Origin of the sequence: Flavobacterium hungaricum, assembly GCF_015182285.1 — a bacterium.
GTDB classification, from domain to species: domain Bacteria; phylum Bacteroidota; class Bacteroidia; order Flavobacteriales; family Flavobacteriaceae; genus Flavobacterium; species Flavobacterium hungaricum.
In genome coordinates, this window is the sequence record NZ_PRDM01000002.1 from 237,801 (window position 1) to 251,405 (window position 13,605).

General features: G+C 34.6%; 11 protein-coding genes. 6 read left to right on the top strand and 5 right to left on the bottom strand.

Annotation, left to right across the window (positions count from 1 at the left end; all coding sequences use genetic code 11):
- Window positions 1–9: 9 nt before the first annotated feature.
- Window positions 10–969, bottom strand: coding sequence for an MBL fold metallo-hydrolase (locus C4F50_RS08785; RefSeq protein ID WP_193846068.1), 960 nt, complete (start codon window positions 967–969; stop codon window positions 10–12).
- 190 nt (window positions 970–1,159) lie between these two features.
- Here C4F50_RS08785 and amaB point away from each other — a divergent pair, with 190 nt between their 5' ends.
- The 6 genes from amaB to C4F50_RS08815 all read left to right on the top strand — a co-directional run bounded on the left by amaB (window position 1,160) and on the right by C4F50_RS08815 (window position 6,418).
- Window positions 1,160–2,713, top strand: coding sequence for an L-piperidine-6-carboxylate dehydrogenase (gene amaB, locus C4F50_RS08790; protein ID WP_193846069.1), 1,554 nt, complete (start codon window positions 1,160–1,162; stop codon window positions 2,711–2,713).
- A 112-nt stretch (window positions 2,714–2,825) separates the two neighbouring features.
- Window positions 2,826–3,563 carry a hypothetical protein gene (locus C4F50_RS08795; RefSeq protein WP_193846070.1) on the top strand — a complete coding sequence of 246 codons (738 nt, stop codon included), beginning with the start codon at window positions 2,826–2,828 and terminating at the stop codon, window positions 3,561–3,563.
- Window positions 3,564–3,578: 15 nt separating this feature from the next.
- Entirely contained in the window at window positions 3,579–4,391 is an 813-nt protein-coding gene (locus tag C4F50_RS08800; RefSeq protein ID WP_193846071.1) for a hypothetical protein, read from the top strand.
- 29 nt (window positions 4,392–4,420) lie between these two features.
- A complete protein-coding gene (locus tag C4F50_RS08805) occupies window positions 4,421–5,464 on the top strand; it encodes a hypothetical protein (RefSeq protein WP_193846072.1) in 1,044 nt (347 codons plus the stop codon).
- A gap of 5 nt (window positions 5,465–5,469) precedes the next feature.
- The gene (locus C4F50_RS08810) at window positions 5,470–6,033 is read left to right on the top strand and encodes a LemA family protein (RefSeq protein WP_193846073.1); all 564 of its coding nucleotides are present in this window, start codon (window positions 5,470–5,472) and stop codon (window positions 6,031–6,033) included.
- Entirely contained in the window at window positions 6,017–6,418 is a 402-nt protein-coding gene (locus C4F50_RS08815) for a hypothetical protein (protein WP_193846074.1), read from the top strand. The genes C4F50_RS08810 and C4F50_RS08815 overlap by 17 nt, the downstream gene beginning before the upstream one ends.
- A 46-nt stretch (window positions 6,419–6,464) precedes the next feature.
- Here C4F50_RS08815 and C4F50_RS08820 read toward each other — a convergent pair whose 3' ends face one another.
- The 4 genes from C4F50_RS08820 to C4F50_RS08835 all read right to left on the bottom strand — a co-directional run bounded on the left by C4F50_RS08820 (window position 6,465) and on the right by C4F50_RS08835 (window position 13,603).
- A complete protein-coding gene (locus C4F50_RS08820) occupies window positions 6,465–9,308 on the bottom strand; it encodes a pectate lyase family protein (RefSeq protein ID WP_193846075.1) in 2,844 nt (947 codons plus the stop codon).
- Between the two features lie 465 nt (window positions 9,309–9,773).
- Window positions 9,774–10,544 (bottom strand): Bax inhibitor-1/YccA family protein, encoded by a 771-nt coding sequence (locus tag C4F50_RS08825; protein ID WP_193846076.1) that lies wholly within the window; start codon window positions 10,542–10,544, stop codon window positions 9,774–9,776.
- 162 nt (window positions 10,545–10,706) lie between these two features.
- On the bottom strand, window positions 10,707–12,098 hold the full coding sequence (locus C4F50_RS08830; protein WP_193846077.1) for an NADH-quinone oxidoreductase subunit N: 1,392 nt from the start codon (window positions 12,096–12,098) through the stop codon (window positions 10,707–10,709).
- A gap of 62 nt (window positions 12,099–12,160) precedes the next feature.
- On the bottom strand, window positions 12,161–13,603 hold the full coding sequence (locus tag C4F50_RS08835) for a complex I subunit 4 family protein (RefSeq protein ID WP_193846078.1): 1,443 nt from the start codon (window positions 13,601–13,603) through the stop codon (window positions 12,161–12,163).
- Window positions 13,604–13,605: the final 2 nt, after the last annotated feature.

Below are 13,605 nucleotides of genomic sequence, written 5' to 3' on the forward strand. Positions count from 1 at the left end.
ATTGTAGTTTTACAATTCGAACTTTTTGCCCTGTTCAGGATAAATAATCTGTACTCCCAAATCATTTTGGTTTTTAAGCTGTTCTTTAATTTTTGCAATATTTTTTGCTGGTGGTTTCAAATGTGTAATGATAATTTTTAAACCTTTTAGAGAACCTTTTCCGGCTAAATCTTCTAAAACATGAAGTTCTTTCATTAAATAATTTGGAGTTAAATGACCAAATAAGAATTTATCCGGCTGTTCATTCGGGAAAGAAACTTCGATTAAAATTCCTTTCAGTTTTTTCTCTTGAATTAAAGGTGCAGCCACTGTCCATAAATTTTTAAGAGCGTCACTTTTTTCAACTTCATCAGGTCCTGTGTCGCCAAGATATAAGGCATATGAATCCTTATTTTTAACTAAAAAAGCAGTACTCTCAAAGGGATTTACGTGACTTAATGGAAAAGCTTTTACCGTCATAGAAGTATTTGCAAGAGCAGTTTCTTCATTACTATTTAAAGTTTGAAAATGGTATTTTTTTAATGGAAAACCTAGCCCGGCATCTCCAAAATTGGCCCAAGTCTGATCATTAAAATAATGGTTTTCCATCATTTCCATGCATTTGTTAGTGGCATAAACAGTTTTAGAAGAATCAGCAGGCGAATTGATAATCAAGCCAGAAACATGGTCTAAATGCGCATGAGAGATAAGATATCCTTTTATGTATTTGCGTAAAACTTCGCTTGTCGAAACTTTAAATGTTTTCTTTTCAATTGCTTTTTCGATTCCTGCATTTAGAGTTCCCGCATCCAGACAAATAAAATCTTTGGAATCGGTTGGCGCTAATAAATAGGCAGAAAGATTTTTTTCGTCAATACCGCCTTTTACGCCAAGTGGAATAACTTGAAAAGATGATTTTACGTTATTTTGAGCAATTGCAGTTATTGAAATAAAAAATGTACAAAGTAAGATGCGATTTAAAAAAGTCATGTTTTCCTAATTTTTAATGCAAAGGTCAATATTTCTCAGTAATAAAGTGTAATCTAGTTTTTAAATTGATGTAAAATAGCTCTAAATTTACTTTAAATTTATTTTGGAATTACGCTGTAAGAATGTTTTAATTCACTTCGAAATAATATCTTTACAATAAAATATAACAATTTTAACCACAAAAGTTACAATGACAACAATAGCATCACAATTTGGAATGGATGAAGCTCTAGAAAAATTGGGCATCAAAAAGATAAATGAAGGAACATCAACCGGATCTAATAATTTTGCGTCTGGAGAAATCCTAGACAGTTATTCGCCAGTTGACGGAAAATTGATTGCTTCAGTAAAAACATCAACTGTTGCAGATTACGAAAAAGTAATGCAGTCGGCAACCGAGGCTTTTAAATCTTTTAGAGTAATGCCAGCACCTCAAAGAGGTGAAATCGTTCGTCAGTTTGGAGAAAAATTGAGACAAAATAAAGAAGCTTTAGGAAAACTCGTTTCTTATGAAATGGGAAAATCATTGCAGGAAGGTTACGGAGAAGTTCAGGAAATGATCGATATCTGTGATTTTGCGGTCGGACTTTCGCGTCAGCTTCACGGACTTACAATGCATTCAGAAAGACCTGGACACAGAATGTACGAGCAATATCATTCGCTGGGAGTTGTCGGAATTATTTCGGCTTTTAATTTCCCGGTTGCAGTTTGGTCTTGGAACACGGCTTTGGCTTGGATTTCTGGTGATGTATGCGTTTGGAAACCTTCAGAAAAAACACCTTTGTGCGGTATTGCCTGCCAGAATATTATTGCTCAGGTTTTAAAAGAAAACAATCTTCCTGAAGGAATTTCCTGCTTAGTAAACGGAGATTATACAATAGGTGAGCTGTTGACGAAAGATACCCGTATTCCGCTTATTTCAGCAACTGGATCAACGAGAATGGGTAAAATTGTGGCAAAAGAAGTTGCGGGTCGTTTAGGTAAATCGTTGTTAGAATTGGGCGGCAACAACGCCATAATTGTAACGCCGGATGCAGATATCAAAATGACAGTAATAGGCGCAGTTTTTGGAGCTGTAGGAACGGCAGGACAGCGTTGTACATCAACTCGAAGATTAATCATTCACGAAAGTATCTACGATAAAGTAAAAGAAGCATTAGTTGCTGCGTATAAACAATTAAGAATCGGAAATCCGCTTGACGAAAACAATCATGTCGGACCGCTTATTGACGTTCATGCGGTTGAAATGTATGCCAATGCTTTAAATAAAGTTACAGCTGAAGGCGGTACTATTTTGGTTGAAGGCGGTGTGCTTTCTGGAGAAGGTTATGAAAGCGGTTGTTATGTAAAACCAGCAATTGCAGAAGCTAAAAATTCTTTTGAAATTGTACAGCATGAGACTTTTGCCCCAGTGTTGTATTTAATAAAATATTCTGGAGAGGTTGATAATGCGATAGAATTGCAAAACGGTGTAGCTCAAGGTTTATCATCTGCAATCATGACAAACAATCTTCGAGAAGCTGAAAGATTTTTATCGGTTGTAGGTTCAGACTGTGGTATTGCGAATGTCAATATCGGAACGTCGGGTGCGGAAATCGGAGGTGCTTTTGGCGGTGAAAAAGAGACTGGCGGCGGACGCGAATCTGGGTCTGACGCTTGGAAAATTTACATGCGCCGTCAAACCAATACTATTAATTATACAACAAATCTTCCTTTAGCACAAGGAATAAAGTTTGATTTGTAACGATTCTAATAAATTTTTTGAGGCCGTTTTTTTTCATTTCTTTTGAAAATAACGGCCTTTTTTATGCATGATATTGTAGTAAATTACATAAGTTTGGTAAAACTTGGAGTTGATGAGATACAAAACAATTTTTTTGGCAGCAGTACTCTGTGCACTAAGCTGTACTAAAAAACCAGAAGCAAAAATTAAAGCCGCTGCAGTAAATAAAGACACTTTGAATCAGGAAGTTTATGAAGGAGAATATGAAGGTTATGAAAGTGAAGAAATAAACCTGAAACAGCTCGATTTTCCAAAATCAGGAAAAAATGCAGAAGCTTTTGTGTTAGAACCCTGCGAAATAAAAATGAAAGCAGAAGGTTTTTTAAATGACGATACACTCAAAGATATTGTAATTGTACTGCAGAATAAATACAATAATACAGATGATCGAGCAGTATTGGTGCTTTTGCAGCAAAGATCAGGAGAATATAAATTGCAAGATATTTCATGGGAAGCATTACGTGATGGTGATTTTAATGATTCTGAAGAAATTTCTATAGATAATGAGAAAAAACTTCATATTATGCTTCAGAACGTGGGGCCTGCTGGTTCAAGAGAAACAGTGTATAAATATGTAAACAACGAGTTGGTTCTTGTTAAAATTGAAACTTTTTATGCTGGTGCTGGTTCTCATTTGTCAAGCCAATATGATCTTGTTTCTGGAAAAGTTGATCATGAAGTAACCAATACGCTGCATGACAGCATGCCGAGTGAACATCAAATTAAAAGTTTCAAATTAAAAACAGCACCGCTTTTTGTTCGTGATAATCCTGAAGAGATTTTAGAAAAGCTGCCTTATGCAGAGTGGTAAATAGAAAAATTAAAAATGGCATTACTTTTTTTGGCAGGACTTACACCTTTTGGATATGCATTTATCGCATTAATCTTTTTATCATTCCTTATCGCCTACTTTTGGCTTAAATCTTCAAAAAAACAAAATAAGCCGGGGTGTTTGTCTATAGGACTTACCGCATTTCTTATATGGTTTGTATTAATGTTTCCGACTGCTTTTACTTTTACGATCATTGAAAGCGGTAATACATACGCACAAATGGGTGCAGCCGTTTTCTGGTGTATCATTTTGTTATTTATTCTGTATTTTGTTTTTGTAAAAGATACATCGAAAGGGAAGCGTTTTATTTTTTCGATTTTCAAATATCTTTTGTACCTAATATTTGCAGGTTTGTTTTTAGTATTGTTTGGCGGATTAGCTTATTACGCTTACATGAGATTGTTTACCACCGAGAAAAATGATGATCCGATATGGGTGGCTTTTTTGTGTATCTTTTTTGTAGCCTCTCTTATTATTGCTGCATTTGGACTTTTTATCCGAAATAAAGAATCTGAAAAGAAAGAAAAAACAACTTTTGACAATCTTGAAAAAGCAAAATTACAGCCAGAATTAGTTATAGAATTGAACTTATCAAATACCAATTTAAAGATGCTTCCAGAAGAGATTTTGAAGTTTCGACACCTAAAATTTCTTGTTTTGTCTCATAATGAGATTACTGAGCTTCCAAACGAAATTAACAAATTACAGCAGTTGATAGGCATTGATTTAAGTAACAACCCAATTTCTGATACAGAACGGGCAAAAATAAGAAGGTTGCTTTCTAAAAATGTTGAAATTGTATTTTAAAATGCCTGAGATTTAATTACTAAATTTATATGAATGATTTTTTTGATTTTTTAGTCCAAAACAAAGCAGAAGCTCCCGAAGTTATTTTTCTGATGCTTTTTAGTTGCGGCATTGCATTATTTCATACCGTTATATTTGCAGGGCTTTTTGATTTAAAGTTTCCGGGGTGGCTTTTCTTTGTTTTCGACCCGCTTTTTGTTGGTGTCAGTTATTTGGCTGACGATCATTATCCGCTTGCCGTGGTACTTCTTTTGTTTATTTCGGTTTTTATATTTGCCTTTATTGGAATGATTTATACGGGCATTAGAGGGCGTAAAGAAGATCGGTTAGAGCGGGAAAAATTCAATAGACAACATAATATTCCTAAGACCACATTCGGTCAAAAAGTATTGGGATTACTTATTCTAGTTTCAATTGGAGGAACTTTTTATTATTTAGCGATAAGCGAAAATTTAAAGCTTTTATTCTTAATTATTCCAGGTTTCCTTATCATAAAAAACATATTTTTTCCCAGCACTAAAAGTAAATTTTTCAGAATGCAGGCGGTATTGCCAACTTCTAAAATTGGCTCGGCAGCTATGGGATTAGTTGAGGTTGAAGGAGATCTGGAGCAAATAGAACCCATCATTTCGCCTTATTTTAAAAAGCCCTGTATCGGATATTCTTATAAGATAGAAAAAGAGAGTCCGCCGGATGATGATGGAAAAACAAGCTACAGTACTATTTTTAGCGAAGTTAAAACGGGTAAATTTAAAATAAAAGACGAAACAGGTTCTGTTGTGGTACATGGGGAAGGACTGGAATATTTTTTTGATCGTATAGATAATCAATTTGGAGGAAAAACCAGATATACAGAAACCTATCTGCATGACAATGATTATATGTTTTTAATAGGATATGCAGGCTCTGATAAGGGAAATGTTATGATACAGAAAGGAAATGAAGACAGCATTTTTGGCATTGCAGAACCGCGCAGTATTTCTTTTAGAAATAAATTCAAACCATTATTAGATTCCTTTTTAATTACCATATTCTTTATTTCACTTATACTTATCTATATCATTTTAAACTAATAAACATGACTATTCAAAATATTGCATTAATCATCGGAGTATTATTACTTATTGTATTTTTAAACTTTTTTATTAGAATTTACAACAAGCTTGTAATGCTTAAAAACAATTACGAAAAAGCCTTTCGAAACATTGACGTTATTCTGATGCAGAGAGCCGACGAAGTTCCCGAACTGGTAAAGATTGCTTCTAAATTTATGGAACATGAAACCGCAATTTTAACAAGTCTTACCAAATTAAGAACCGATTTTTTGAATTCTAAGAGCGTGGCAGATAAAGTTGAAAACGCTAATGAATTTTCGAAGACATTGAAGAATCTGTTTTCTGTTTCAGAGAATTATCCAACCCTTTCTTCTAATACCAATTTCTTAGAACTTCAAAAGAGAGTTTCTCAAATGGAAGATAAAATAGCCGACAGAAGAGAGTTTTTTAATGACAGCGTAAATTTGTATAATATAGGAATCGAGGAGTTTCCAAATTTTATTTTAGCCAAAGCAGCCGGTTATAAAGCTCAAGCTTTGTTTGATGTTACACCAGATCAGAAAAAATACGATGGAGTTCAATTTTAATACTTTTTTTGGATACGAGAAAGAAATTAATACTATGCAGGATCAGGTATTGATTTATGGGTTCGCAATTATTATTTTCAGTATTGTTGGATTGTTGTTCTTAGCTGCCATTTTGAGAAAAATAGGTTTGACTTCGTTTATTAGTTTTATTATTAACCCCTTGTTATTGTCTTTGGGATTAACGTTAATCATTGCAATTCTTCCAACGATAGTTTTTTATACCTCAAATTCAGAGGTTTCAAGTGTAAAAATAATCTACAGCTGGCTTACTATTTTTATTGGTATGTTATGGTTTGTGTTTTTTAATCTGGAAACTATAAAAGGATGTTTTAGAGAGTTTGATAAAATGAGTCAGCAGAAAGCGTTTAGGCACAGAAATAAATAGAATATTTAAAAAAGGCTTCCAACATTGGAAGCCTTTTTAGGTAGTTTTATTTTTTTATTAGAGTTTGGTTGAATGATCCATCCGAAGTGTAAATTTTGGCCAAATACGTTCCAGAAATTAAACCGCTCAAATCGATACTTTCAGATTTTCCAGATGTAATTACTAAATTTCCAGACATATTGTAAATCAAAACTTTTTCGACTTTCTGATTTGAATCTGACAAATATAAAGTACTTGAAACAGGATTTGGATACAATATGATTTTTGAATTTTCTTCAAAAGTTGTCGATTCTGCTGCATTTGCGGTTTTTAAAGTACCGCCATAAACCGTGCTGATGTAGAACAAGTTAGCAACAGAACCTTTTGTAATAGTATGTGATCCTGCAGGAATAGAGGCAGTAACGATTCCAGCAGAAGCGGTGTAAGAAACATTATCCACTTTTATTGTCCCTGTAAAACTTGCGTCAAAAACTAAAGTCAGTGTAGAAGCACTAGTTGTGGTATAAGTAATTGAAGTGCTTGACTCAATTTTTAAACGCTCTGTTAGTGTTAGTCCGTTGTAAGTTACAGATCCTGGTGTCGAATTGATATTTCCTGTGATAGAGTAAAATGAGCTGGTTTTTCCAGAAGTTGTAAAGTTATGAAGCTCGCTTCCGCCGCCCGAACCCGTTGTAACCGTTATTGTTCCAGAAGCTGTTATTGGTGTTCCAGCAGTTCCAGAAGTGGCAATAGAGTACGATACATTTGCTGTAGGCGTCCCGCTGATCGTGATTGTTTTTGCCGTTGTGTTTTTAACAAAAGTTAACCCAGAAGCTGGTAAACCTGTAACTGAAGCATCTGTGGCATTACCTCCCCAAGTAAAAACGATATTCGCAATAGCAGTTCCTGAAGAAACTGTCTGGCTGTTATTTCCTGTAGAAGTTAAGGTTTGCGTTCCTGCAGGTGTTACGGTTATGGTTCCAGATCCCGTTGCAGGCGAACCGCTGGTTCCGGTTGTTGCAATTGAATATGAAACAGTTGCAGTTGGTGTTCCTGTAATAGTAATAGTTTTAGCCGTTGTGTTTTTAACAAAACTTAAACCAGAAGCTGGTAAACCTGTAACAGTTGCGTCGGTTGCATCGCTGCCCCATGTAAATACGATAGAAGCAATTGCAGTTCCTGCCACAACAGTTTGATTGTTATTTGCTGTAGAAGTTAAAGTCTGACTTCCAGCAGGCGGATTTCCTTCTCCTTGTACCGCAACTAAAGTTCCTGTATAATTGGTAAGTGCCGATTTTAGGGCTGTAATTACTAATGATGAAGTATCATCTGTTGCATTGTTAAAAGTCCATTGCAAATCTCCTCCCGAAACACGTCCAGCATATTGAGTTGTTTTGGTTTTAGCAGCAGCTGGCGAGTCTACCACTAAGTTTTTAACATACAAAGCAGCATCAGTATCAAAATTATTATAAGTGTTTGCCCCAGATTTTGATTTTACAGAACTGCTCACTACTTCTCCTCTCGTTGAAGCAACATAAGCGTCAAAGTCTGTGGTAGAACTAATTTTTCCTGAGATATTGTACAAAGGATTCGGGTCATTATAAGCTACAAATCGCATATTGTTGGTACCGTTTGAGGCATCAAAAGTATTATTGAATGCTTTGATGCTGCCGCCAGCTTCACCAGAGAAAGTTCCCATTGTTCCGGCGTTATTTACTTGGTTGGCTTCGTCCCAAATGTCTGTTCCTTGTAATGATGTCAGCATTGGGTGTTTACTATTTCTAAAGTAGTTCCCTTCAACAAATAGGGAAGACCCCAGTGTTGAACCCGAACCATATTTAGCAACACCATCAAAATAGTTGTTGTAAATGTGAGCTGAGTAGTAACGTACTCTTGGATGGCGGGAATCAGAGTGGTCAAACCAATTGTGATGATAGGTTATATAAAGCCCAGAAGTGGTTCCTTCACTTAAACCTAAAAGACTTGCTTTTCCATTGTCCCAAAAATGATTGTAAGATAGGGTAATGTAAGTTGAAGTTTTATTGTCTAATGCTCCGTCACCCTTTATTTGGTCCGCGTCGCTTCCTGCATTTCCGTAAAACAAATCACAATTGTGCACCCAAACGTGATCATTGTCCTGCTGCATTCCGACGTTATCGCCCGCAGTACTGTTGCAGTTCATAAATCCGAGATTGCTTACTTCAATATTCGAAGCCGATTTAAGGCGAACGCCCCAACCATTAGCAACAGCATCATTACCAATACCTTCAAGTGTAACATAACTCGCAGCATTGTTATTGTTTTCTATTACAACATCGCCGCCTTCCATCACGGTCATGTCAGTAATATTTCCGATTAAACGAATGATAAACGGACGTGTGTCTTTTCCTTTTTTTATTGCGTACAAAATATTCTGTAATCCAATGCACGGGTTAGAACTAGCACCCGTAATATTCATCGAAATGGTGTTCTTGGTATTTTGGGTAATATAAAGAATTACAGCATTGTCTTTTGGAGTTCCGTCAGCTTTATAACCTCCGGGAACTCTGCCCCCTTCAAAAGCAAATCCGTTTCTGTCTTGTGCAGCAACGGTCAAATTTCCAGTAGTTGCACCACTTCCTTCTATGCCAGAAACTACAGGTTTTACTTTTACGGTATAAGTACCGGCTTTAAGACCTGGAATATCTGCACGAAAATAAGTGCCGTAACTTCTAATAAGCTGATCGTCAATTTTTTTGTCTGTAAATCCGTTTCCAGTGTAATAAACATTGTAGGTTTGGGCGCCGCTCACAGGCTGCCATTTCACAAATACAGATTCAAGCCAGCCAGAAGCTTCATTGATTGTAACAGATTGTGCCCATAGTTGAGCCGTCATGAGAAAGACGGCTACGAAAAGTAGGTTTTTTTTCATAATTGTTTGGTTTAAGATAGTTAATAAATAAGCAAGTGGTTTTGCTGTCGGTACAAGTGGTTTAATTGTAATCGATTACACAAATGTATTTATTAATTCTTAATTATGTAATTTTTTTAGCTTAAAAAAGAGGATTATAATTGTTAAGTCTAATTATAATGATAAAAATGTAATAAATTGCATGAATTGTAATTTATTACACATTTTGTTTTTGTTGAAATATATTGCAAACATTGATGTTTACGAATTCTGTAAAATGAAGTAAAGATTATTGAGTAATTTCTAAAAAATTTGATTACAAAAAAGTTACACAATTTATTTTGTAAGAAATAATTTAGTTTTTTATTTTAAAAAGAATCATTTTCTTTTTTTGTTGAAGATAACTTAAACAAAAAAATAGTGTAGAGAAATAAAAAAGCCCTTTTGATTTTACTCAAAAGGGCTTAGAATTATGTTTAAAAGATTTTAGTCTTTGCTCGCAATTTTTGATAAAAGTCTTAAGAACTCAATATACAACCAAACTAGTGTAATCATAAGTCCCATTGCACCAAACCATTCCATAAATTTTGGCATTCTTTCCTGAACACCTCTTTCAATTTGATCAAAGTCTAAGAACAAGTTTAGAGCAGCTATAATAATAACAAAAACGCTGATACCAATGCTCATCATTCCGTTTCCGTAATGAACAGGTGTGAAGTTAAAAATTAACGAAGCCAGCCAAGAAATTAGATAGTAAGTAGCAATAGCCAATGTTGCAGCAATTACAACAGATTTAAATTGCTCTGTTACTTTAACAATCTTGAATTTGTATAATCCAAGGCAAACTAAAAAAGTTACTAGTGTTGCCCCAACTGCATTAAGAACAATTCCCGGGAATCTTAATTCGAAAATAGCAGATATACCACCGATAAATAAACCTTCAAATAGAGCATAACCTGGCGCTAAATAAGGTGAAAGATGAGGTTTAAAAGCAGCAACCAATACCAAAATAAAACCAACAATAGCTCCTCCAATAGATGGAATAATCGGATTCATTCCGTTAAAAGCCATCCACCAAGTAACCATTGCACCAGCACATAAAATTAAAAACAAAATCGCTGTTTTATTTATGGTTCCAGACAAAGTCATTTCCTGATTGTAATCAATAATCTGCGATCCGTTTGCTTCCGCTTTAGAAACTGCATTTGATGAAAAACGCTTATCGCTTAAAAATGGATTTTTAGAATTAAAGTTCATAGTTTTAATAGGTTTAATTAAAGCCAAATATATGGAGTTTTTTTGAAGTGGAATTATAGGAGAGAAATTTTTAACATGAATTTCTCTTTGAAAAACAATCTTAAAATAAAAAATCCATCAAAAATTACTCTGATGGATTTTTGATATTGTATTTAGTATATTTTATTTCAAAAGATCTAAAACTAATGAAGGGAATAAACCTAGAGCAATGTTTAATGCAATAGAAATAACTGCTGCTGCATAAATAAGAAATGGTTTTCCTGTTCTTTCTTGGTTTGGTTCTTTCGAATACATAGCAAGAATTAGTTTGAAATAGTAACCTACACTTATAATAGAGTTGATAACAGCAACAATAACTAATCCGATATATCCTGCTTGAATTGTTTGGTTGAATAAGAATAACTTAGCAAAGAATCCAGAGAAAATCGGAATACCTGCCATAGATAATAAAGAAGCTGTTAAGATTGCAGCCAACAATGGATTTGTTTTTCCTAAACCATGAAAATTTGTAATGTCTTCATTGTCATGATCTCTGCAAACATATAATATAACGCTAAAAGCAGCAATTCCGGCTAAAGCATAAGCAGCAGTATAATATAATAAAACCCCGGCAGATGCAGAAACGGTCAATAAAGTCATTAACATGAAACCTGCATGAGAAATCCCTGAGAATGCAAGCATACGTTTTACGTTTACTTGTCGCAATGCCATAATATTTCCAACAGACATAGAAGCAATTGAGAGGACCACAACGATTATCTCAAATGTGTGCAATAAATCTTGATTTTCTAATGAAGAAATCAAGTTCAAACCAGAAACTAATTTAAATAGAGTCGCTATAGCTACAACTTTTGCAAGAGTACTCATTAATGCAGTTGTTAATGCTGGTGAACCTTCGTATACGTCTGGAGCCCAGAAGTGAAAAGGAACGGCAGCCACTTTAAACAACATGCCAACAATCACTAAAATCATTCCGATTGGAAACCAGATTGGTAATTCTGCAGATAAAGAGCTTTCGCTTATTTCTAAGACATCAAAGCTTCCCATCGCACCATAAATCAAACAGATTCCGAATAAGATAATTCCAGAGGCAAAAGATCCCATTAAGAAATATTTCATACCCGCTTCGTTACTTTTTATGTTTAGACGATCACTCGCTGCTAAAACATAAAGCGCAATAGATAAGATCTCGATTCCTAAAAAGAACATGGCTAAGTTTCCAAAAGAAACCATTGCAACAGCTCCAGCTAATAAGAAAATTTTGATCGCAACAAAATCAGAGATTTTAGTTGGATGATTATGGTAAAAATTATGACTTAATGCTACTAGGAAAATAGTCAAAATAATAAACAAAGATGAAAAAGCGGTAGAGAACTTACTCACCGTTATCATGTTGTTGTAATAACTTTGTTCCATTCCGAATTCGCAGAAATTTAGTGCCAGTACACCCAATAAACCTAAAATGGTAAAAGGAATGATGGCTTTTCTTAAATTAAGAATTTCAAACAATAGGCAGAAAATACCCAATCCTGTTATAGCTATTAATGTATTCATTTTTGTCTTTTTGAGTTAGGAGTCCGGTTGAAAACCAATCCTAATTTATTTTGTTTAAAATATTAATTCTTATTGATTACCTGTAAAATGGTTTCTAAGCTTGGCGTAATCAAATCTGTAATTGGTTTTGGATAAAATCCGAAAAACAATAAAACAGCTATAATTACAGCAAAAGAAATTCCTTCGTTAAGAGAAACATCAGCAAAAGTTTTTGAATTTGTTTCGCCCAACATTACATGCTGGAACATTCTTAACATATAATAAGCTCCTAAAATAATAGTTGTTCCTCCTAGAACTGCAAACCAAATATTGATTTGAGACAAGCTGTACAATACGGTAAATTCTCCAACAAAGTTAAATGTACTTGGCAAAGCAACAGATGCTAATACCAGGATTAAAAACATAGAAGTAAATTTTGGAGACTGGGTGCGAATACCGCCCATTTCTGCGATTTCTCTAGTTTCAAATCTTCTAAAAATTACTTCAGCAGCAAAGAACAACCCAACCACTACAAAACCGTGAGCGATCATTTGTAAAACCGCACCTCTTAGACCGTCAAGAGTCAAAGTATAGGATCCGGCAGCAATTAAACCAACGTGAGCAAGAGAAGAGTAAGCTAATAATTTTTTTAGATCATTTTGTCTTAAAGCTACAATCGAACCGTAAATTACACCAGCGATTCCTAGAGCAATAAATACATACATATATTCTTTTGCTGCTATTGGCGCCAGCGGCAATTGCCATCTGATAACGCTGTACAATCCCATTTTCAACATGATACCAGATAAAAGCATTGTTCCAACAGTTGGAGCTTTTTGATATACATTTGCCTGCCAAGTATGGAAAGGAATAAGTGGAATTTTAATAGCATACGCTAAGAAGAAAGCCAAGAAAATCCAGAATTGCTCGCAAGCAGATAAATTCAATTTATACAAATCTTCGATTAAGAAACTTCCGTTTGCTTTTTGAGATAAATAAATAAAAGCAGTTAACATAAACAAAGAACCAGCAAGTGTATAAATAAAGAATTTAACAACTGCTTTTCTGCGTTCTTCAGCATCGCCGTTACCCCAGATCAAAGCAATAAAGTAGATTGGAACAAGAGCTAACTCCCAGAAAATATAATATAAAAGACCATCAGAAGCCAAGAAAGTTCCTGTCATGGCAAAAGCCATAAATAAAATTAATCCGTAGAAAGCTTTTGCATTTTTATATTCATTTCCAAAAGAAGAGAATATAATAATAGGGGTCAAAGCAGCAGTTAATAAAACCATTGCCATTGCTAATCCATCTGCGTTTAAAGCAAAAGAAATTTTAGGCTGATTAATCCAGCTGGTAATCAAACTGATATTCTCACCAGCATTATAATTATTCAATAATAGAATTGAACATCCTAAAGCAGCTAAGCTAAAAAGCAAAGCGACTTTTGAAGATAGTTTGTCACCAGAAAAATAAGTGGCAAAGGCACCAATTAAAAGTATAATTAATATAGTAGAAACGTTCATAG

Bases quoted from the DNA above. Each gene is read 5' to 3' on its own strand.
- amaB (WP_193846069.1), top strand. From the start codon at position 1,160: ATGACAACAATAGCATCACAATTTGGAATGGATGAAGCTCTAGAAAAA.
- C4F50_RS08820 (WP_193846075.1), bottom strand. From the start codon at position 9,308: ATGAAAAAAAACCTACTTTTCGTAGCCGTCTTTCTCATGACGGCTCAA.
- C4F50_RS08835 (WP_193846078.1), bottom strand. From the start codon at position 13,603: ATGAACGTTTCTACTATATTAATTATACTTTTAATTGGTGCCTTTGCC.
- C4F50_RS08815 (WP_193846074.1), top strand. From the start codon at position 6,017: ATGGAGTTCAATTTTAATACTTTTTTTGGATACGAGAAAGAAATTAAT.
- C4F50_RS08800 (WP_193846071.1), top strand. From the start codon at position 3,579: ATGGCATTACTTTTTTTGGCAGGACTTACACCTTTTGGATATGCATTT.
- C4F50_RS08825 (WP_193846076.1), bottom strand. From the start codon at position 10,544: ATGAACTTTAATTCTAAAAATCCATTTTTAAGCGATAAGCGTTTTTCA.
- C4F50_RS08830 (WP_193846077.1), bottom strand. From the start codon at position 12,098: ATGAATACATTAATAGCTATAACAGGATTGGGTATTTTCTGCCTATTG.
- C4F50_RS08810 (WP_193846073.1), top strand. From the start codon at position 5,470: ATGACTATTCAAAATATTGCATTAATCATCGGAGTATTATTACTTATT.
- C4F50_RS08805 (WP_193846072.1), top strand. From the start codon at position 4,421: ATGAATGATTTTTTTGATTTTTTAGTCCAAAACAAAGCAGAAGCTCCC.
- C4F50_RS08795 (WP_193846070.1), top strand. From the start codon at position 2,826: ATGAGATACAAAACAATTTTTTTGGCAGCAGTACTCTGTGCACTAAGC.
- C4F50_RS08785 (WP_193846068.1), bottom strand. From the start codon at position 969: ATGACTTTTTTAAATCGCATCTTACTTTGTACATTTTTTATTTCAATA.